17 protein-coding genes are annotated in these 19,022 nt (G+C 70.4%); 1 reads left to right on the top strand and 16 read right to left on the bottom strand.

Annotated features, from left to right (window positions below; all coding sequences use genetic code 11):
- Nucleotides 1-178: 178 nt before the first annotated feature.
- The 16 genes from IE153_RS11955 to rsmH all read right to left on the bottom strand — a co-directional run bounded on the left by IE153_RS11955 (nucleotide 179) and on the right by rsmH (nucleotide 17,989).
- Nucleotides 179-1,303 (bottom strand): DivIVA domain-containing protein, encoded by a 1,125-nt coding sequence (locus IE153_RS11955; protein ID WP_189589697.1) that lies wholly within the window; start codon nucleotides 1,301-1,303, stop codon nucleotides 179-181.
- A gap of 54 nt (nucleotides 1,304-1,357) precedes the next feature.
- Nucleotides 1,358-1,645: a YggT family protein gene (locus IE153_RS11950; protein ID WP_030848238.1), complete on the bottom strand. Its 288-nt coding sequence runs from the start codon at nucleotides 1,643-1,645 to the stop codon at nucleotides 1,358-1,360.
- 59 nt (nucleotides 1,646-1,704) lie between these two features.
- Nucleotides 1,705-2,346 (bottom strand): cell division protein SepF, encoded by a 642-nt coding sequence (locus IE153_RS11945; RefSeq protein WP_102907744.1) that lies wholly within the window; start codon nucleotides 2,344-2,346, stop codon nucleotides 1,705-1,707.
- A 129-nt stretch (nucleotides 2,347-2,475) separates the two neighbouring features.
- The gene (locus IE153_RS11940; protein WP_189589696.1) at nucleotides 2,476-3,195 is read right to left on the bottom strand and encodes a YggS family pyridoxal phosphate-dependent enzyme; all 720 of its coding nucleotides are present in this window, start codon (nucleotides 3,193-3,195) and stop codon (nucleotides 2,476-2,478) included.
- A 6-nt stretch (nucleotides 3,196-3,201) separates the two neighbouring features.
- Nucleotides 3,202-3,933, bottom strand: coding sequence for a peptidoglycan editing factor PgeF (gene pgeF / locus IE153_RS11935; RefSeq protein WP_189589695.1), 732 nt, complete (start codon nucleotides 3,931-3,933; stop codon nucleotides 3,202-3,204).
- A 10-nt stretch (nucleotides 3,934-3,943) separates the two neighbouring features.
- Nucleotides 3,944-5,137: a cell division protein FtsZ gene (gene ftsZ / locus IE153_RS11930; RefSeq protein WP_185010191.1), complete on the bottom strand. Its 1,194-nt coding sequence runs from the start codon at nucleotides 5,135-5,137 to the stop codon at nucleotides 3,944-3,946.
- 288 nt (nucleotides 5,138-5,425) lie between these two features.
- A complete protein-coding gene (locus IE153_RS11925; protein ID WP_189589694.1) occupies nucleotides 5,426-6,220 on the bottom strand; it encodes a cell division protein FtsQ/DivIB in 795 nt (264 codons plus the stop codon).
- A gap of 25 nt (nucleotides 6,221-6,245) precedes the next feature.
- Nucleotides 6,246-7,343 (bottom strand): undecaprenyldiphospho-muramoylpentapeptide beta-N-acetylglucosaminyltransferase, encoded by a 1,098-nt coding sequence (gene murG, locus IE153_RS11920; protein WP_030848223.1) that lies wholly within the window; start codon nucleotides 7,341-7,343, stop codon nucleotides 6,246-6,248.
- Nucleotides 7,344-7,349: 6 nt separating this feature from the next.
- Nucleotides 7,350-8,714, bottom strand: a complete 1,365-nt coding sequence (gene ftsW, locus IE153_RS11915) for a putative lipid II flippase FtsW (protein WP_189589693.1) — start codon at nucleotides 8,712-8,714, stop codon at nucleotides 7,350-7,352.
- 135 nt (nucleotides 8,715-8,849) lie between these two features.
- Nucleotides 8,850-10,301, bottom strand: coding sequence for a UDP-N-acetylmuramoyl-L-alanine--D-glutamate ligase (gene murD / locus IE153_RS11910; RefSeq protein ID WP_189589692.1), 1,452 nt, complete (start codon nucleotides 10,299-10,301; stop codon nucleotides 8,850-8,852).
- Complete coding sequence (mraY, locus tag IE153_RS11905) at nucleotides 10,283-11,374, bottom strand: phospho-N-acetylmuramoyl-pentapeptide-transferase (protein WP_030848214.1); 1,092 nt, start codon at nucleotides 11,372-11,374, stop codon at nucleotides 10,283-10,285. Before mraY ends, murD begins: the two co-directional genes overlap by 19 nt.
- Entirely contained in the window at nucleotides 11,374-12,789 is a 1,416-nt protein-coding gene (locus IE153_RS11900; protein WP_189589691.1) for a UDP-N-acetylmuramoyl-tripeptide--D-alanyl-D-alanine ligase, read from the bottom strand. Before IE153_RS11900 ends, mraY begins: the two co-directional genes overlap by 1 nt.
- Before the next feature lie 28 nt (nucleotides 12,790-12,817).
- Entirely contained in the window at nucleotides 12,818-14,338 is a 1,521-nt protein-coding gene (locus IE153_RS11895) for a UDP-N-acetylmuramoyl-L-alanyl-D-glutamate--2,6-diaminopimelate ligase (protein ID WP_031109284.1), read from the bottom strand.
- Between the two features lie 207 nt (nucleotides 14,339-14,545).
- The gene (locus tag IE153_RS11890; protein ID WP_438817914.1) at nucleotides 14,546-16,504 is read right to left on the bottom strand and encodes a peptidoglycan D,D-transpeptidase FtsI family protein; all 1,959 of its coding nucleotides are present in this window, start codon (nucleotides 16,502-16,504) and stop codon (nucleotides 14,546-14,548) included.
- Nucleotides 16,505-16,509: 5 nt separating this feature from the next.
- Nucleotides 16,510-16,956 (bottom strand): cell division protein FtsL, encoded by a 447-nt coding sequence (ftsL, locus tag IE153_RS11885; protein WP_097216115.1) that lies wholly within the window; start codon nucleotides 16,954-16,956, stop codon nucleotides 16,510-16,512.
- Between the two features lie 31 nt (nucleotides 16,957-16,987).
- Nucleotides 16,988-17,989 (bottom strand): 16S rRNA (cytosine(1402)-N(4))-methyltransferase RsmH, encoded by a 1,002-nt coding sequence (gene rsmH, locus IE153_RS11880; RefSeq protein ID WP_189589689.1) that lies wholly within the window; start codon nucleotides 17,987-17,989, stop codon nucleotides 16,988-16,990.
- 392 nt (nucleotides 17,990-18,381) lie between these two features.
- Between rsmH and IE153_RS11875 the strand changes: the two genes are divergently transcribed.
- Nucleotides 18,382-18,933, top strand: coding sequence for a beta-class carbonic anhydrase (locus IE153_RS11875; protein ID WP_189589688.1), 552 nt, complete (start codon nucleotides 18,382-18,384; stop codon nucleotides 18,931-18,933).
- Nucleotides 18,934-19,022: the final 89 nt, after the last annotated feature.

Raw genomic sequence — 19,022 nt, 5'->3', positions numbered from 1 at the left:
TTCGGCGTTGCGTGCGCCCGACCGCGACTGTGTGCGCACGAACGCGTCTGCGCGGGCACGAACGCGCGTGGCAGCGGGCACGAACGCGCGTGGCAAAAGGGCGAGGCCCCGGGTGGTCACCCGGGGCCTCGCCCTGAACGCTGCCGACGTCTGTGCCGTACTACTGGCCATCAGGCCGTCAGTTGTCATCCTCGTCGATCAGGAAGCCCCGCATGGGCGAGGGCGCCTGGCCCATCGGCGACGGGCCCTGCGGACGCACCGGCGCCATCGGCTGGGTCATCGCCGGCGACATCTGCTGCTGGCCGCCGTAGGACGGGCCGGACTGCGAGGGAGCGCCGCCCATCGTCTGGTTGCCACCGCCGTAGGACGGAGCGCTCGCGCCGGCCGGAGCCATAGAAGGTGCCGGGGACGGCGGGAGGGACGCGGCCGCCGGAGTGCGCGGCGGAGCCAGCGAGTCGTCGGCCTGGGTCTCCAGCTGGCGCAGCTGCGACTCCAGGTAGGACTTCAGGCGCGTGCGGTACTCGCGCTCGAAGCCGCGCAGGTCCTCGACCTTGCGCTCCAGCGTGGCGCGGGCGGACTCCAGGGAGCCCATCGCGACGCGGTGCTTCTCCTGCGCGTCCCGCTCCAGGGCGTCGGCCTTGGCACGGGCGTCACGCTCCAGACCCTCGGCACGCGAACGCGCCTCGCCGACGATCTTGTTGGCCTCGGAACGCGCCTCGGCGATCGCCTGGTCGGCGGTCTGCTGGGCCAGCGAGAGGACACGGGCGGCGCTGTCGCCACCGGGACCTCCCTGACCGGGGCCGCCCATCGGACCGCCCATCGGGCCGGGGCCGCCCATGGGGCCGCCCATCTGCTGCTGCATCGGGGGCTGGCCCATCGGACCCGGCCCCTGGCCCATCGGGCCGGGACCCTGGGGTCCACCCTGACCGCCGGGACCGGCGGGCAGCTGCGGGGCACCGCTCGGCAGCTGGGGCGGACCACCCATGGGGCCACCCATCTGCTGCTGCGGCGGGCCCGATATGCCGGCGGGGACGGGACCACCCGGACCGCGCATACCCTGCTGCTGCTGTTGCTGCTGATCCTGCTGCTGCTCCGGAGGCTTGCGCATGTTCTGCTGGTTCTGCGCAGCAGCGCGCGTGGCCGCGGCCAGTTTGGCGCGCAGGTCCTCGTTCTCACGGAGCAGGCGGGTCAGTTCGGCTTCGACCTCATCGAGGAAGGCATCGACCTCGTCCTCGTCATAGCCTTCTCGGAGGCGGACGGTCGTGAACTGCTTGTTCCGCACGTCCTCGGGGGTCAACGGCATCTCTTCACCTCAACGTAGTCGTCGGCAGTCGGCAAGACGTATCTGTCACATCGTTCACATCACGTTCCGCACGAGTGTGATCAGGATGTAGACGATGATCATCAGTACGAAGAAGGACAGGTCGAGCGCCACGCCCCCGAGACGCAGCGGCGGAATGACCCGCCGCAGAAGCTTGAGCGGTGGATCGGTGACAGTGTAAGTGGCCTCCAGAACGACCACCATCGCCTTGCCGGGTTGCCATGAGCGGGCGAACTGGAAGACGTAGTCCATGACCAGTCGGAAGATCAGCACGATGAGGAAGCACATCAGCGCGATGTAGACGACATCCAAAACCACGCTCATGACCTCTTGCTTCCCTCTCCCCTGTGCCCTGCTCGGTACTGCTGTTCCGGTGGTGCGTCTCAGCTCTGGTTGAAGAACCCGCCCTCTGCGATGCGAGCCTTGTCCTCCGCCGTGACATCGACGTTAGCAGGCGACAACAGGAACACCTTCTGCGTCACCCGCTCGATACTGCCGTGAAGACCAAACACCAGACCAGCCGCAAAGTCGACAAGTCGCTTCGCATCTGTGTCATCCATCTCAGTCAGATTCATGATCACCGGAGTGCCTTCACGGAAGTGTTCCCCGATGGTACGGGCCTCGTTGTAGGTCCGTGGGTGAAGCGTGGTGATCCGGTAAGGCTCTCGTTCGGACACGACCTTGGGCATGATCACCGGTGCGTTCTTCTCCAGGCTTGCGCGTTCTTGTGTGATGGATGCCACGGGCGCGATACGCGCCGGGCGGCTGGATTCCGCGGGGAGCGAAGCGGAACGGGCGGCCGGTTCGCGAGGCGCGGGCGGCTGTACGACTCGTACCTCTTCGTCCCTTTGGGGCTGATGTGAGACGTGTGGCTGATGGGACGGCTCGTGCCGTCGGTGGTCCCGCTCGGGCTCCGGGTCCAGTTCGGGTTCGAAGTCGTCGTCGGGGTCGAATCCGCGGCCGTCGTACCCATCGTCCTCCACGAGGCCGAGGTAGACCGCCATCTTGCGCATCGCGCCGGCCATGCTCTGAGTCCTCCGCTCTGTGGTGGATCGGCTGACGACTGCCAAGTGCCCGCGATCCACGAGGTCCTTGAATCCGCCTATCGGCGGCAATGACCATATTTTCTGCTGTGGTCCGACTTCTTGGCGACGTTACCCGAGCCTGGGGCGGACTCCGAGTACCGCGCTGCCGACGCGCACATGTGTCGCTCCGGCCGTCACGGCCTGTTCGAGGTCCGTACTCATCCCTGCCGAGACCATGGTGGCAGCCGGATGACTCCGGCGCAGGTCAGTCGACAAATCCATCAACCGCTCGAAGGCCGCCCGTTCGCGTCCCGCGTACTCCCCGGTGAGCGGTGCGACGGTCATCAGTCCGTCGAGCCGGAGACCCGGGGCGCCGGCCACGAGACCGGCCAACTCCCCGATGCCGCCGGGCCCGACACCTCCGCGCTCGCCCCGGCCGCTCTCCCCGGCGTCGAGTGCGACCTGGAGCAGACACCCCAGTTCACGACCGGTCCGGACGGCCTCCTTCGACAGAGCCGTGACGAGCTTGGAACGATCGACGGACTGCACGAAATCCGCGTAACCGACCACAGATCGCACCTTGTTGGTCTGGAGTTGACCCACGAAGTGCCAGGTGAGGGGCAGATCCGAGCAGGCCTCGGCCTTGGGGGCCGCGTCCTGGTCGCGGTTCTCGGCGACGTGCCGCACGCCGAGTTCCGCGAGGATCCGCACATCGCTCGCGGGGTAGGTCTTGGTGACCACGATGAGGGTCACCTCGTCGCGTGCCCGCCCCGCGGCCGCGCACGCGTCGGCGATGCGCCGTTCCACCTTCGCCAGATTTGCGGCGAGTTCGCCCTTACGGTCCGTCATGCCCTGTCAGTCCAGCCACACATAACCCGCGAGCCGACCGGTGGTGCGGTCGCGGCGGTACGAGAAGTGATCGTGCGACTCCAGCGTGCACACCGGCGACTGCTCCCGATCGCGCACACCGAGCCGTTCCAGCTGGGCGTGCACTCCGGCGCTCACGTCGACCGCCGGTGTGCCCCAACTCGTCTCGGCGTACGCCGCCGGCTCGACGGCGGACACCTCGGCGCGCATCGCCTCGGGCACTTCGTAACACCGGCCGCAGACAGTGGGCCCGGTGCGGGCGACGATCCGGGAGGGCACGGCGCCCAGTTCCGTCATCGCGCGTAGCGCGGCCGGGACGACTCCGGCGATCATGCCGGGCCGGCCCGCGTGGGCCGCGGCGGCGACCCCGGCGACGGGGTCGGCGAGCAGCACCGGCACGCAGTCGGCGGTGAGCACGGCGAGGGCGAGCCCCCGGCGCGTGGTGACGATGGCATCGACCGACGGGATCGCGGTCGAAGATCCCCACGGCCCGTCCACCACGGCCACGTCGGCCCCGTGCACCTGGTTCATCCAGACGACCCGGTCCGGCTCGACACCGAGGGACTTCGCGGCCAGGTCCCGGTTGGTGGTTACGGCGTCGGGATCGTCACCGACCGCTCCGCCGAGATTGAGCTCCTCATACGGAGCGGCGCTCACCCCGCCCCACCGGTCGGTGAAGCCGAAGTGCGCGCCGCTCGCGCTTTCGCGCTGTCCTATCACGACTGAAGGATCACTTGAGGAAGTCCGGTACGTCCAGTTCCTCGGCCGCGCTGTCCGAGTAGGTCCGCGGCGCCGGCGGGACCGGCGGGGCGACCGGGATGTCCTTGACCGGCTCCGGCGCGGGCTCCGGGTCCTCCTTCGGGGTCACACTGCCGAGCGATCCGAAGGAGGGGCGGCTCTCGGTCTGCCGCACCGGGGTCGGCTCCTCGCGCTTGGCCGAGGACGAGCCGAGGACGTTGTCCCGCTTGGCGGGCGGCTGGCCGCCGTCGAAGCCGGCCGCGATCACGGTGACCCGGACCTCGTCGCCGAGGGCGTCGTCGATCACCGCACCGAAGATGATGTTGGCCTCGGGGTGGGCGGCCTCGCTCACCAGCTGGGCGGCCTCGTTGATCTCGAACAGACCGAGGTCGGAGCCGCCGGAGATGGAGAGCAGCACACCGCGGGCGCCGTCGATGGACGCCTCCAGCAGCGGCGAGGAGATCGCCATCTCGGCGGCGGCCACGGCGCGGTCGTCGCCGCGGGCCGAGCCGATGCCCATCAGGGCCGAGCCGGCCTCGGACATGACCGACTTGACGTCGGCGAAGTCGAGGTTGATGAGGCCCGGGGTGGTGATGAGGTCGGTGATGCCCTGGACACCGGAGAGCAGGACCTGGTCGGCCGACTTGAAGGCGTCCAGCACCGAGACCTGGCGGTCCGAGATGGACAGCAGCCGGTCGTTGGGGATGACGATGAGGGTGTCGACCTCTTCGCGGAGTTCGGCGATGCCGTCCTCGGCCTGGTTCGCCCGGCGCCGCCCCTCGAAGGTGAACGGGCGGGTGACCACGCCGATGGTGAGGGCACCGAGTGAGCGGGCGATGTTGGCCACGACGGGTGCGCCGCCGGTGCCGGTGCCGCCGCCTTCACCGGCTGTCACGAAGACCATGTCGGCCCCCTTGAGGACCTCCTCGATCTCCTCGCGGTGGTCCTCGGCGGCCTTGCGGCCCACGGCCGGGTTGGCTCCGGCGCCGAGTCCGCGGGTGAGTTCACGGCCGACGTCCAGCTTGACGTCGGCGTCGCTCATCAACAGAGCTTGCGCGTCGGTGTTGATGGCGATGAACTCGACGCCCTTGAGACCGACCTCGATCATCCGGTTGATGGCATTGACACCACCGCCGCCGACACCGATGACTTTGATGACTGCGAGGTAGTTCTGCGGTGCTGCCACGTCGAAGGCCTCTCGCCTCGAGTTACGTGTCGCCGAATCAGCGTGACGCCCTGCGCCCCGCGACCCGACGACTGATGCCGAATGGGACGGTCCGTATCGCCGACCCGAACCCTAACCCTGAAGTTTAGGGTTACCAGTGTGTCTGTTCCTTGGAGTCTTCTGAACAGGACACTAAGTCGACAAGTGGCGCACGTTCAACGAACACGCCGAACCTCCCGTTTTTCTTTTCACCCTATGTGATCAGCCGTAGCACTGCCCAACCAGGGTGCTGGCCTGCGCGGATGTGCGTCAACTCCCTGATGACGCGGGCGCGGTGGGGACGCTCACGTCGAAGTACCGCGCGTCGGGCGAGGCTTTCATCAGAGCGGTGAGTGTGCGAGCCTTCGCGGCGCCCTTCTCGCTGCTCCCCCAGAGGACCGTACGGCCGCCCCGCAACTCCAGCGAGATGTCGTCGTAGGAACGGACCTTGACGGTCCGTGTCTCGTGCGCGACGGCGGCCGGAACCGCGCGGGCGACGCCGACCGCGGCGCGCACCAGCCGGGGCTCGCCGAAGCGGCGCAGGCTCGCGGCGGCGGAGCCGGCGCGGGAGAGCGTCAATTCCAGTGCGGGGACGCCTTTCGGGGCCTCGGAAACCGTGGCGAAGCGGACACCGTCATCGTCCACCTCCACGAACTTTCCGCCCTTTTGGACAATCAGAACCGGAGTCCGCTCAACCACTTTCAGGTCGATTCCGTGTGGCCAGGAACGGACCACGTCAACCGAGTCAATTCGGGGCAATTTCCGGCGCAGACGCGTCTCGATCGCATCGGTGTCGACGGAAATCAGCGGCTTCCCCAGCGGAACCTCGGCCGCCGCCTCGACCTGAGCCGGTGTCAGCACCCGGGTTCCGGACACCGAGACGCGCTCGGCGCGCAGCCAGTCGGAGCCGTAGAACAGCCAGATGGTCGGGATGCCGAGGAACACCAGGGCGAGGCCCAGGAGGACGATCGCGCGGAGCCGGGCCCGCCTCGACCTCAGGCGGGGCGGCGGGCCGGACGACTCCTGCTGGCGTTCACCGCGCTCGGCGGTGGTCGATCCGGCCACGCTCCCTGCCTTCCGTCATACAGTCCTATCGGTGTGCACGACTGGCGGCGATCGCCTCGTACACCATGCCGACGAGCAGGTCGTCGGCGTCCCGGCGGCCGAACTCGGCGGCGGCGCGGGACATCTGGTACAGCCGGTGCGGGTCGGCGAGCACGGGCAGGACGTTCTGTTGGACCCACTCGGGGGTCAGCTCCGCGTCGTCGACCAGCAGTCCGCCGCCGGCCTTGACCACCGGCTGGGCGTTGAGCCGCTGTTCGCCGTTGCCGATGGGCAGCGGGACGTAGGCGGCAGGGAGCCCGACGGCGGAGAGTTCGGCGACGGTCATCGCGCCCGCGCGGCAGAGCATCATGTCGGCCGCGGCGTACGCGAGGTCCATCCGGTCCAGGTAACTTACCGGGATGTAGGGGGGCATCCCCGGCATCTGGTGGACCTGCGGCAGTTCGTTCTTCGGGCCGACCGCGTGCAGGATCTGGATCCCGGCCTGCTGGAGCCAGGGCGCGACCTGCTGGACGACCTCGTTGAGACGGCGGGCGCCCTGGGAGCCGCCGGTGACCAGCAGCGTGGGCAGGTTCGGGTCGAGCCCGAACGCGGCCCGGGCCTCGGGGCGTACGGCGGCCCGGTCCAGCGTGGCGATGGAGCGGCGCAGCGGGATGCCGATGTAGCGGGCGCCCCGCAGCTTGCTGTCGGGCGTGGAGACGGCGACCTGGCTGGCGTAGCGCGAGCCGATCTTGTTGGCCAGTCCCGGGCGGGCGTTGGCCTCATGGATGACGATCGGGACGCCCAGGCGCTTGGCCGCGAGGTAGCCGGGCAGGGCGACGTAGCCGCCGAAGCCGACCACGGCGTCCGCCTTGGTGCGCTCCAGGATCTGCTCGGTCGCCTTGATCGTGCCGCGCAGCCGGCCCGGGACGGTGATCAGCTCGGGGGTGGGCTTGCGCGGCAGCGGAACGGCGGGGATCAGCGCGAGTTCGTACCCGCGCTCGGGTACGAGACGGGTCTCGAGGCCGCGCTCCGTGCCCAGGGCCGTGATGCCCACGCTCGGGTCCTGCCTGCGCAGGGCGTCCGCGAGGGCGAGCGCGGGCTCGATGTGGCCCGCGGTTCCTCCGCCGGCGAGTACGACATGCACCGAAATTCACCGCTCTCCGGACGAGCGCGCCGCCGAGGCACGCCGTCGCATCGTGTTCCATCTCCGGGGACTCCCACCGGAACCGGTGCCCCCAGCCCCCCGCTTTCTACCAAAGCGGGGTTGCCGCATCGCAAGCGCCATCCGTGCAGCGGGGTCCTCACGCGCGAAGGCGATCAGCAGCCCGATGGCGAACATGGTCGGCAGCAGGGCGGAACCTCCGTAGGAGAACAGCGGGAGGGGGACGCCGGCGATCGGCAGCAGACCGAGCACCGCACCGATGTTGATCACGGCCTGGGCCGTGATCCAGGTGGTCACGCCTCCCGCGGCATACCTCACGAAGGGGTCCTCCGTGCGTCCGGCCACGCGGATACCCGCATAGCCTAGAGCCGCGAAGAGGGCGAGTACCGACAGCGTCCCCGCCAGGCCCAGTTCCTCACCGGTGACGGCGAAGATGAAGTCGGTGTGGGCTTCGGGGAGTTGGCCCCATTTCTCCACACTCGCACCCAGCCCGGAACCGAAGATTCCGCCCGAGGCGAGGGCGTAGATCCCGTGCACGGCCTGCCAGCAGTCGACGGGCCCCGACTGGGGTTCGGTGGCACCCAGGCACTGCAGCCGGGCCATGCGGTTGGGGCTGGTCTTGATGAGGATCAGGCCGAGGACGGCGGCGATCGACAGCACCCCGGCGAACAGCCGCGTGGGGGCGCCGGCCAGCCAGAGCAGGCCGAACAGGATGGCCGTGAGGATGATCGCGGTGCCCATGTCGCCGCCGATCATGATCAGACCGAGCAGCATGAAGGCGGCCGGGACCAGCGGCACGAGCATGTGCTTCCACTGGTTCAGCAGCTTCCTGTCCTGCTTGCGGGCGAGCAGGTCGGCGCCCCACAGCACCAGGGCGAGCTTGCCGAACTCGCTGGGCTGGATCTGGAAGGAGCCGCCCAGGGAGATCCAGTTCTGGTTGCCGTTGACCGACACCCCTATCCCCGGGACCTGCACCAGGATCATGAGGAAGACGGCGCCCGCGAGGATGGGGTAGGCGAGCGCCCGGTGCAGTTTCACCGGCATCCGCGAGGCCGCGAGCAGCAGACCGGTGCCGATCCCCGCCGCGAGCAACTGCTTGCGGAAGAAGTACGAGCCCGGCAGTGACATCTGCAGCGCGGTGATCTGGGAGGCCGAGTAGACCATCACCAGTCCCAGCACGGTGATCAGCAGACTGCCGCCCAGGATCAGGTAGTAGGCGGTCAGCGGCCGGTCCCAGCCCTTGCGCGCGCGGGTGTAGAGGCTCAGGACGCGGTCCTCACGCGCGAGCCGTGGCGCGACGGGGCGTTTGGCGGCGCGCGGGGTCGGGGGCCGTCCGGTGCGGCTGGTGGGCATCGCCGCTCACCCTGCCATGCCGGAGGGGAGCGTTGCGCGGTGAACGCCCCCAGGCCGCTCGGGCACCAGCCACATCCGTGTCACGCGTCCCTCCCAGGTAGGCCCGGCACCGCCGCCGGGCGAGGCGGACCCGGGTCAGCCGTCGGCGGAGCCGAGCTCACGAACGGCGTCCGCGAAAGCGTCCCCGCGCTTGTTGTAGTTGGCGAACATGTCCATGGAGGCACAGGCCGGGGCCAGCAGCACCGTGTCGCCCGCCTGAGCGAGTCTCCGCGCCTCCTGGACCGCCGCGCGCATCGCCCCAGTGTCGGTCCGGTCGAGGTCGACCACGGGTACCTGCGGGGCGTGTCGCGCGAGGGCTTCCCGGATGAGCGCGCGGTCCGCGCCGATCAGCACGGCACCCCGCAGCCGCTTCGCCGACTTGGCGACCAGTTCGTCGAAGGTCGCGCCCTTCGCGAGCCCGCCCGCGATCCACACGATCGGCTCGTACGCCGCCAACGAGGCTTCCGCCGCATGCGTGTTGGTGGCCTTGGAGTCGTCGACCCAGGCGACCCCGTCCACGTCCGCCACATGCGCGATGCGGTGGGCGTCGGGGGTGAACGCCCGCAGGCCGTCCCGTACGGCCCTGGCGGGCACGCCGTAGGCGCGGGCGAGGGCCGCCGCGGCGAGGGCGTTGGCGATGTTGTGCGGGGCCGGCGGGTTGACGTCGCCGACCTCGGCGAGTTCCTGGGCGTTCTTGTGCCGGTCCTCGACGAAGGCGCGGTCGACCAGGAGGCCTTCCACGACGCCGAGTTGGGACGGGCCCGGGGTGCCGAGAGTGAAGCCGACGGCGCGGCAGCCCTCCTCGACGTCGGCCCCGCGGACCAGGTCCTCGGTGGACGGCTTGTCGGTGGCGTCCACGTTGTAGACGCAGGCGACGCGATTGCCCTCGTAGATACGGCCCTTGTCGGCGGCGTACGCCTCCATGGAGCCGTGCCAGTCGAGGTGGTCGGGAGCGAGGTTCAGCACCGCGGCCGAGTGGGCGCGCAGGGAGGGCGCCCAGTGCAGCTGGTAGCTGGAGAGCTCCACGGCCAGGACGTCGTAGCGCTCCTCGCCGAGGACCGCGTCCAGCAGGGAGACGCCGATGTTGCCGACGGCGGCCGTGCGCAGGCCCGCCGCCTTCAGGATCGAGGCGAGCATCTGGACGGTCGTCGTCTTGCCGTTGGTGCCCGTGACGGCGAGCCAGTCGGCGGCGTCGGGACCGCGCAGGCGCCAGGCCAGTTCGACGTCGCCCCAGACCGGGACGCCCGCCTGCTCCGCCGCCGCGAACAGCGGCTTGTCCGGCTTCCAGCCGGGCGCGGTGACGATCAGCTCGGTGCCCTCCGGCAGGGTGTCGCCGTCCCCGAGGCGCACGGTCATGCCGAGCGCCTCCAGGTCGGCCGCCTGCGCCCGCGCGCGCTCGTCGGCGCCGTCGTTGACGACTGTCACGCTCGCGCCGAGGCCGTGCAGCGCCTTGGCCGCCGGGACGCCGGAGACGCCGAGCCCGGCGACGGTGACGTGCTTGCCCTGGAAGTCGAAGGGCTCCGAGGAGGTCACTTGTCCGCTGCCCATCCTGCGTAGAAGAGGCCAAGTCCGACGATCACACAAATGCCCTGGATGATCCAGAAGCGGACCACGACGAGCACTTCGGACCAGCCCTTGAGTTCGAAGTGGTGCTGGAGTGGCGCCATCCGGAAGACGCGCTTGCCCGTGAGCTTGAAGGAGCCGACCTGGATGACCACCGACATGGTGATCAGGACGAACAGGCCGCCGAGGAGGGCGATCAGCAGCTCGGTGCGGGAGCAGATCGCGAGGCCGGCGAGCACACCGCCGAGCGCGAGCGAACCCGTGTCACCCATGAAGATCTTGGCCGGCGAGGTGTTCCACCACAGGAACCCGAGGCAGGCGCCCATCAGCGCGGAGGCCACCACCGCGAGGTCGAGGGGGTCCCGCACCTCGAAGCAGGCGCCCGGGTTGGTCAGCGTCTGCGCGTTGGCGCAGGACTCCTGGAACTGCCAGACGCCGATGAAGGTGTAGGCGCCGAAGACGAGCACCGAGGCGCCGGTCGCCAGACCGTCCAGACCGTCGGTCAGGTTCACGCCGTTCGACATCGCGAGGATCATGAACAGCGCCCAGACCACGAACAGCACGGGGCCGATCGTCCAGCCGAAGTCCGTGATGAACGACAGCTTCGTGGAGGCCGGGGTGTTGCCGCGGTTGTCCGCGAACTGCAGCGACAGCACCGCGAAGCCGATGCCGACGATCAGCTGGCCGGCCATCTTCGCCTTGGCGCGCAGGCCCAGCGAACGCCGCTTGACGATCTTGATGTAGTCGTCGAGGAAGCCGACCAGACCCATGCCGACCATCAGGCCGAGCACCAGCAGGCCCGAGAACGTCGGCGCCGCGTCGACGTCCGGGTCCAGGTAGCCCGTGATCACCTTGGCCAGGAAGTACGCGGCGACGGTCGCCAGGATGAAGGCGATGCCGCCCATGGTGGGCGTACCGCGCTTGCTGGCGTGCTCACGCGGGCCGTCGTCGCGGATGTACTGGCCGTAGCCCTTGCGCGCGAGGAGCTTGATCAGCAGCGGGGTGCCGACCAGCGTGAGAAAGAGACCAATGACTCCTGCGAACAGGATCTGCTTCATCATCGGGCGGAAACCTCACCCTCGGCACCGGACTCGATGAGCGCCTGCGCCACGCTCTCGAGGCCGACCGAACGGGACGCCTTCACGAGTACGACGTCCCCCGGGCGCAACTCGCTGCGCAACAGGTCGACCGCCGCCTGTGCGTCGGACACGTGCACCGACTCCTCACCCCACGAACCCTCGTTATATGCGCCCAGTTGCAGCCAGGCGGCTTCCCTGCCGCCGACCGCGACGAGCTTGCTGACGTTGAGCCGGACGGCGAGCCGTCCGACCGCGTCGTGCTCGGCGAGAGCCTCGTCCCCGAGCTCGGCCATCTTGCCGAGCACCGCCCACGTACGGCGTCCTTTGCCCATGGCCGCCAGCGCGCGCAGCGCGGCCTTCATGGACTCGGGATTCGCGTTGTAGGCGTCGTTGACGACCGTCACGCCGTCCGGGCGCTCGGTGACCTCCATCCGCCAGCGGGAGAGGGAGCCCGCCTCGGAGAGCGCCACGGCGATCTCGTCAGCGGACATGCCCAACTCGTGGGCGACGGCGGCCGCGGCGAGCGCGTTCGACACGTGGTGCTCACCGTACAGGCGCATGGTCACATCGCTTGCACCGGAGGGTGTGTGAAGCCTGAACGAGGGCTGTCCGGTGTCCGTGAGTCGCACGTTCTCGGCAGAGACGTCCGCTTCGCCGGACTCTCCGAAAAAGATCACCTTCGCCTTCGTACGGGAGGCCATGGCCCGTACATAGGGGTCGTCCGCGTTGAGGATCGCGGTGCCGCCCTCGACCTCGGACGGCAGTGCCTCCACCAGCTCGCCCTTGGCCTGTGCGATCTGCTCGCGGCCGCCGAACTCGCCGATGTGGGCGCTGCCGACGTTGAGGACGAGGCCGACCTTCGGAGGCGTCAGACCGGCGAGGTAGCTGATGTGCCCGATGCCCCGGGCGCCCATCTCCAGGACGAGGAATCTGGTCTCCTCGGTCGCGCTGAGCGCGGTCAGCGGCAGCCCGATCTCGTTGTTGAGCGAGCCGGGCGTGAACACCGTCGGCGCCTTGCGCCGGAGCACCTGCGCGATGAGGTCCTTGGTGCTGGTCTTGCCCGCCGAGCCGGTGAGGGCGACGAGGGTGGCGCCGAGGCGCCGTACGACGTGCCGGGCGAGGGCGCCGAGGGCGGTCTGGACGTCGTCCACGACGATCGCCGGAACGCCGACGGGGCGGGTGCCGAGCACGGCCACCGCTCCCGCCTCGACGACCGCCGCCGCGAAGTCGTGGCCGTCCACGCGCTCCCCGGCGAAGGCCACGAACAGGCTGCCCGGCCCCGCCTCGCGGGAGTCCCGGACGACCGGGCCGGTGACCTGGACGGACGGATCCGGTATGTCGTGCGTCTGCCCGCCGACGACTTCTGCGATCTCGGCGAGGGAGAGGGCGATCACAAGTTCATCCCCTGGGTCTTCTGGATTTTCATCCCTGGGTCTTCTGGATGGCTTCGCGGAGCACCTGGCGGTCGTCGAAGGGACGGACCACCCCGGCGATGTCCTGGCCCTGCTCGTGGCCCTTGCCCGCGACCAGCACGGTGTCGCCGGGCTCGGCGCGGGCGACGGCGGCGGCGATCGCGGCGGCCCGGTCCTCGAAGACCTGCACCTCGCCGCGCTCGTGCGCGGGCACGGACGCCGCGCCCTGGAGCATCGTGGCGAGGATCGCGAGGGGGTCCTCGCCGCGGGGGTTGTCGGAGGTCAGTGTGGCGGTGTCGGCGAGCCGGGCCGCCGCGGCGCCCATGGGCTCGCGCTTGGTCCTGTCCCGGTCGCCGCCGCAGCCGAGGACGATGTGCAGCTTGCCCTCGGTGACCTTGCGCAGGGCGCGCAGCACGGACTCGACGGCGTCGGTCTTGTGGGCGTAGTCGACGACCGCGAGGTAGGGCTGACCGGCGTCCACGCGCTCCAGGCGTCCCGGGACACCGGGGACGGCGGCGACGCCGTCGGCGGCGGCCTGCGGGTCGAGGCCGGCGACGGCGAGGGCGACGATCGCGGCGAGGGTGTTGGCCACGTTGAAGGGCCCGGGCAGCGGCGACCTGGCGCTGATCCGCTCGCCCTTGGGACCGACGACGGTGAACGTCGAGTCCAGCCGGCCGACCTCGACGTCCTCGGCGCGCCAGTCGGCGTCGGGGTGGCCCTCGGCGGAGTAGGTGACGACCGGGACGGTGGCTTCCTTCGCCAGCCTGCGGCCGTACTCGTCATCGACGTTGACCACGCCGAGTTTGCCGCGTTTGGGCGTGAACAGCTGCGCCTTCGCCTGGAAGTAGTCCTCCATGCCGGAGTGGAACTCCATGTGCTCCGGGCTGAGGTTGGTGAAGACGCCGATGTCGAAGACACAGCCGTCGACCCGGCCGAGGACCAGGGCGTGGCTGGAGACCTCCATGGCGACCGCGTCGACCCCGCGCTCGCGCATGACGGCGAACAGGGCCTGGAGGTCGGTGGCTTCGGGGGTGGTGCGCTCGGACTTGATGCGCTCGTCGCCGATGCGCATCTCGACCGTGCCGATCAGGCCGGTGGACCTGACCGTCTTCAGGCCGCCCTCGACGAGGTAGGCCGTGGTGGTCTTGCCGGAGGTGCCGGTGATACCGATCTGGAGCAGGTCCCGGCCGGGGTGGCCGTAGATCGTGGCGGCCAGCTCGCCCATCTGCGCGCGCGGGTCGTCGACGACCAGGACGGGCAGCCCGGACGCGGCGGCGCGCTCGGCGCCGGTCGGGTCGGTCAGCACGGCGGCGGCGCCGAGGCCCGCGGCCTGGTTGACGAAGTCGGCACCGTGCAGCCGGGCCCCCGGCAGGGCGGCGTACAGGTCGCCGGGGCGCACGGCCCGGGAGTCGTGGGTGATGCCCGTGACCTCGGCGGCGTTCTCCGGTGTGGAAGCACCCAGCTGATCGGCGAGTTCCGCGAGGGGTGTGGCGGAGACCTGCACCGGCCTGGGCGGCCCGGGGTATGTCACGGGATGGCCCTTCTGGGTGGTTTGGGACTGATCAGCGTGTGGCACGGCGGTGAGCGTACCGGGCGTACCCGCCTCCGGGCGAAGTGAGGGGCCGGGGCTGCTCTGGTTGCCGGGCTCGGGGGTGATCGTCGTCACGGGGGCGGTCCTGGTGGCTCGGTGGGGCTGAGTGCTGATCAGGGCGGTCGGCGCTGATCTTTCCTGGGCTGATCACTGCTTGAAGGAGACGGGCAGCTTCGCGGCCTTGGCGCCGGTCGGGGGGACCTGGAGGGACTTCAGTGCGAACTCCATGACCTTCTTGTAGACGGGTCCGCAGATCTGACCGCCGAAGTAGCTGCCCTGGGTGGCGTTCTGGATGGCGCAGTAGACGGTGACGCGGGGCTGGTCGGCGGGTGCGAACCCGGCGAACGACGAGGTGTAGCCGTGGTACTTCCCGGTGGCCGGATCCACACGGTTGGCGGTACCCGTCTTGCCCGCGACGCGGTAGCCGGGGATGCGCGCCTTGGTGCCGGTGCCCTCCTCGTCGTCCACGACGGACTCCAGCATCTGGGCGAGGGTCTTCGCCGTCTTCGCGTCGACGACCCGGTTCTTCGCGGGCTTCGGGGCGGGTGTGAAGCGCCCGTCGGCGCCCTTGGTGCCGCGCACGAGGGTGGGCTCGACGCGGACCCCGCCGTTGGCGATGGTCGAGTACACCGAGGCCGCCTGCATGGCGTTGATGGAGACACCCTGGCCGAAAGGGATCGTGTACTGCTGCGAGGTGGACCACTTGTCGGGCGGGGCGAGGATGCCCTTGGTCTCGCCGGGGAAGCCGAGGCCGGTGTAGCTGCCGAGGCCGAACTCGCGGAGGTAGTCGTAGAGGACCTTGTTGGCCTGGGCCTGGGTCTTTCCGAGCTGTCCGGTGGCGAGGATGGTGCCGATGTTGCTGGACTTGGCCAGGACGCCGTTGAGCGTCAGGTACCAGGTCGGGTGGTCGATGTCGTCCTTGAACAGCCGGTCCCCGCGGTGCAGCCGGTTGGGCACGACCACGTGGGTCCCGGGGGTGGCGGCGTTCTCCTGGAGGACGGCCGCCATCGACATGACCTTGGCGGTGGAGCCGGGCTCGAAGGCGTCCTGGAGGGCGGCGTTGCCGAGGGCGGCCGGGTCGGCGCCGGACAGGTCGTTCGGGTCGAAGCCGGGCGAGTTGGCCATGGCCAGGATCTGCCCGGTGCGGGTGTCCTGGACGATGACGTAGCCGCGGTCGGCGGCGGACTCCTTCACCTGGTCACTGATGGCGTTCTGGGCGGCCCACTGGATGTCGCGGTCGATGGTGAGTTCGACGTCGCTGCCGGGGACGGCGGGTGTCTCGGTGGAGCCCGCGGTGGGCACGAGACGGCCTCCGGACTGGGCGTAGCGGATCTTGCCGTCCTTGCCGGCGAGCTGCTTGTTCAGCTGCAGTTCGATGCCGCCGCCGGGCTTGCCCTCGGCGTTGACCCAGCCCAGTATCCCGGCGGCCAGGTCGCCGCCCGGGTACACGCGCTTGCTGGTGGCCACGGAGAAGACGCCCGAGAGGACGTTGGGCGTGGACTTGTCGGCCTCCGCCTTCTTGGCGAGCGCCGACTTGAGGTCCTTGATCTGCTTCCAGACCTGCGGGGTCTGGCGGGAGGCCAGCTTCACGTAGCGCAGGGCCTTGTTCTCCGGCCGCAGCTTCTTGACCAGGTCCTCCTGCTCCTGGCCGAGGATCGGCGCGAGGAGCGCGGCCGCCTGCTCGGGCCCGTCCCCGATCTTCAGCATGTCGGGAGCGAACATCGTGGGGTCGGCGGTGATGTCGTAGGCGTCCTCACTGGTCGCCAGGGCCACGCCGGACCGGTCGGTGATCTCGCCCCGGTCCGCGGCCAGCACCTGCCCGACGTACCTGTTCTGCTCGGCCTTGGCGGCGTAGGTGCTCGCGTCGACGGCCTGCACCTGGAAGAGCCGCACGACGAAGGCGGTCAGGACCAGGGTCAGCGCGAGCCCGACCAGGCGCAGGCGGGGGCGGGGGCTGCCGAGCCGCAGCGGCTTGGGCGCCGCCGGACGGGCCTGCCCCGGCCGCCGGGCCGGACGGGCACCGGGGCCGGGACGGCGCCGGGCGTCGGGGCGGGCGGGCCTGGCGGGGCCGGGCACACGGCGACGTGGCGGTTCCCTGTCGGACACTTCCGTCACCTGCCGGTCGGAGTAGGGCCGTCGGTCATGGCCTCGGGGGCGAGGACCAGGGGGGTGTAGGCGGCGGGCTGCCGGACGCCGGGGGCGGGGCTGGGGACGCCCTTGACGGTGCCGTCGGGGTCGAGGAAGGCGGGGTCGCCGCCGGGCACCATGCCGAGCTCGCGGGCGCGGCGCTGCAAGGCGTCGGGGGCGGAGTAGGCGTCGATGTCCCGCTGGAGGGCCTGCTCCTCGTCGGTGAGGTTCTTGGTCCCGCGCTGGAGGTCGTCGAGTTTGAACGCGCCCTCACTGAGGGCCGAGTTCAGCACCAGGAGGCAGATGAGACCGCCGCCGAGGAGGAGGACGACCAGCAGGACGAAAGGTGTGCGGGCCGCCTGCCCGGGGCCGGTCGGGAGGAGCCGCGCGAGTCGGGCGGCCCTCCCCTTCAGTTCGGGTTTGCCGCTCACGCACGCTCCCTCGGTCCGGCCTGCTCACGCCTCACTCGACGTCCTCCCTGATGCGCTGGGCGCCGCGCAGCCGCGCCGGTGCCGCCCGCCGGTTCTCGGCGATCTCCTCTTCGGTGGGGAGTTCGGCACCGCGCGTGAGGAGCTTGAGCCGCGGCTGGTAGCGCTCGGGAACGACGGGCAGCCCGGGCGGCGCGGTGACGGCGGCGCCCGCCGCGAAGACCTGCTTGACCAGCCGGTCCTCCAGCGAGTGGTACGACAGCACGGCGATCCGTCCGCCGACGTCGAGTGCCTTCACCGCGGCGGGGATCGCCCGCTCCAGGACGGAGAGCTCGCCGTTGACCTCGATGCGCAGGGCCTGGAAGGTGCGCTTGGCCGGGTTGCCGCCGGTGCGCTTGGCGGCCTGCGGAAGCGCGTCCCGGATCAGTTCGACGAGCCGCGCACTGTTGCTGAACGGCTCCTTCTCCCGCTCCCGCACGATCGCGCTCACGATCCGCTTGGCCTGCTTCTCCTCGCCGTAGGCCCGCAGGATGCGCACGAGTTCGCCCGGCGGGTAGGTGTTGAGGACCTCGGCGGCGCTGACACCGGTCGTCTGGTCCATGCGCATGTCGAGCGGGGCGTCCTGGGCGTAGGCGAAGCCGCGGTCGGCCTCGTCGAGCTGCATGGAGGAGACGCCCAGATCGAACAGGACGCCCTGCACGCGCGCGATGCCGAGCCGGTGCAGCACCTCGGGGAGCTCGTCGTAGACGGCGTGCACGAGGGTCGCGCGCTCGCCGTGGGGCGCGAGGCGCTCGCCGGACAGGCGCAGGGCCTCCTTGTCGCGGTCGAGGGCGACGAGCCGGGCGTCGGGGAACCTCGCGAGGAGCGCTTCGCTGTGGCCGCCGAGGCCGAGGGTGCAGTCGACGACCACGGCGTCCGGGCCCTCCAGGGCGGGTGCCAGCAGATCCAGGCACCGCTGGAGCATCACCGGGACGTGTCGGCTCTCTCCCTCCCGTCGCCCGCCATCACCCTCATTCGAATGCGCTTCGCGCCCCATCGATCCCGGGCCCTCTCAGATCCGGCGCGGCCATGCGCACCGCCGGGTCCCCGCCCGCTCGTGGACATGAGACCTGCCGGCGCCGGAAGCGTCAGCCGACCGGGAGCGGGAGGAGGCCGAGCCGTACGTACGCGCCGCGCACGCGGGGAGATCACCGGTCGTCGCCGGGGTCTCCGAAGAACATCAGTCCAGCGGGGAGAGTCTCGCCTCCCGCTTCGCGTCACTTTAGTCCACCCTGTCGCCCGGTCAATCAACCGGCCTGCGCGTCGCCGCCGTTCGCACAGCGACCGGGACACCGCCCTTGTGGGTTACCTCACACGCCTCACCCGGCGGCATTCTTTGTTCACTTCCACAGGAGGCCTGGACGGGGTGTGACCAGTAACGTCATACCTATGACGACTTCTGCATCGGTTCCCACAGGTTCGGAGAGCGCCATAACGCCCGGCGACACGGTCACCGACCGTCTCGTGGCGGCGAACGCCCGGTACGCCGAGGCCTTCACCGACCCGGGGATGGACGCCCGGCCCGTGCTGCACGTCGCTGTCGTGGCCTGCATGGACGCCCGCCTCGACCTGCACGCGGCGCTCGGGCTCGAGCTCGGCGACTGCCACACGATCCGCAACGCGGGCGGCGTCGTCACCGACGACGTGATCCGCTCCCTCACCATCAGCCAGCGCAAGCTGGGCACCCGCAGCGTGGTGCTCATCCACCACACCGGCTGCGGCCTGGAGAGCCTCACCGAGGACTTCCGCAACGAGCTGGAGGCCGAGGTCGGCCAGCGTCCGGCGTGGGCCGTGGAGTCCTTCCGGGACGTCGACCAGGACGTGCGTCAGTCGATGCAGCGGGTGCGCACCTCGCCGTTCGTGCCGCACACCGACGACGTGCGCGGATTCGTGTTCGACGTGCACACCGGCCTGCTGCGGGAAGTCGACCCGGCCTCCTGATCCCGGCCCGCCGGTCGGTGCGCCGCGGGCCGCCCGCCCCGGAAGGCCACCTGCTGTAGCTGTCGACATCCTGTCAGTCACGCGTTCGA

The sequence above is a fragment of the Streptomyces massasporeus genome (assembly GCF_014648995.1).
In the GTDB taxonomy this organism is placed as follows: Bacteria; Actinomycetota; Actinomycetes; order Streptomycetales; family Streptomycetaceae; genus Streptomyces; species Streptomyces massasporeus.
The sequence above is the reverse complement of the archived record's forward strand: the minus strand, read 5'-3'. Positions and strand labels throughout refer to the sequence as shown.

What these genes read in the sequence shown, in the direction of transcription:
- ftsW (WP_189589693.1), bottom strand. Translation starts at nt 8,714, where the DNA reads ATGCCCACCAGCCGCACCGGACGGCCCCCGACCCCGCGCGCCGCCAAA.
- mraY (WP_030848214.1), bottom strand. Translation starts at nt 11,374, where the DNA reads ATGAAGCAGATCCTGTTCGCAGGAGTCATTGGTCTCTTTCTCACGCTG.
- rsmH (WP_189589689.1), bottom strand. Translation starts at nt 17,989, where the DNA reads ATGGGGCGCGAAGCGCATTCGAATGAGGGTGATGGCGGGCGACGGGAG.
- IE153_RS11940 (WP_189589696.1), bottom strand. Translation starts at nt 3,195, where the DNA reads ATGACGGACCGTAAGGGCGAACTCGCCGCAAATCTGGCGAAGGTGGAA.
- murD (WP_189589692.1), bottom strand. Translation starts at nt 10,301, where the DNA reads ATGGGCAGCGGACAAGTGACCTCCTCGGAGCCCTTCGACTTCCAGGGC.
- IE153_RS11945 (WP_102907744.1), bottom strand. Translation starts at nt 2,346, where the DNA reads ATGGCCGGCGCGATGCGCAAGATGGCGGTCTACCTCGGCCTCGTGGAG.
- IE153_RS11950 (WP_030848238.1), bottom strand. Translation starts at nt 1,645, where the DNA reads ATGAGCGTGGTTTTGGATGTCGTCTACATCGCGCTGATGTGCTTCCTC.
- IE153_RS11955 (WP_189589697.1), bottom strand. Translation starts at nt 1,303, where the DNA reads ATGCCGTTGACCCCCGAGGACGTGCGGAACAAGCAGTTCACGACCGTC.
- IE153_RS11875 (WP_189589688.1), top strand. Translation starts at nt 18,382, where the DNA reads ATGACGACTTCTGCATCGGTTCCCACAGGTTCGGAGAGCGCCATAACG.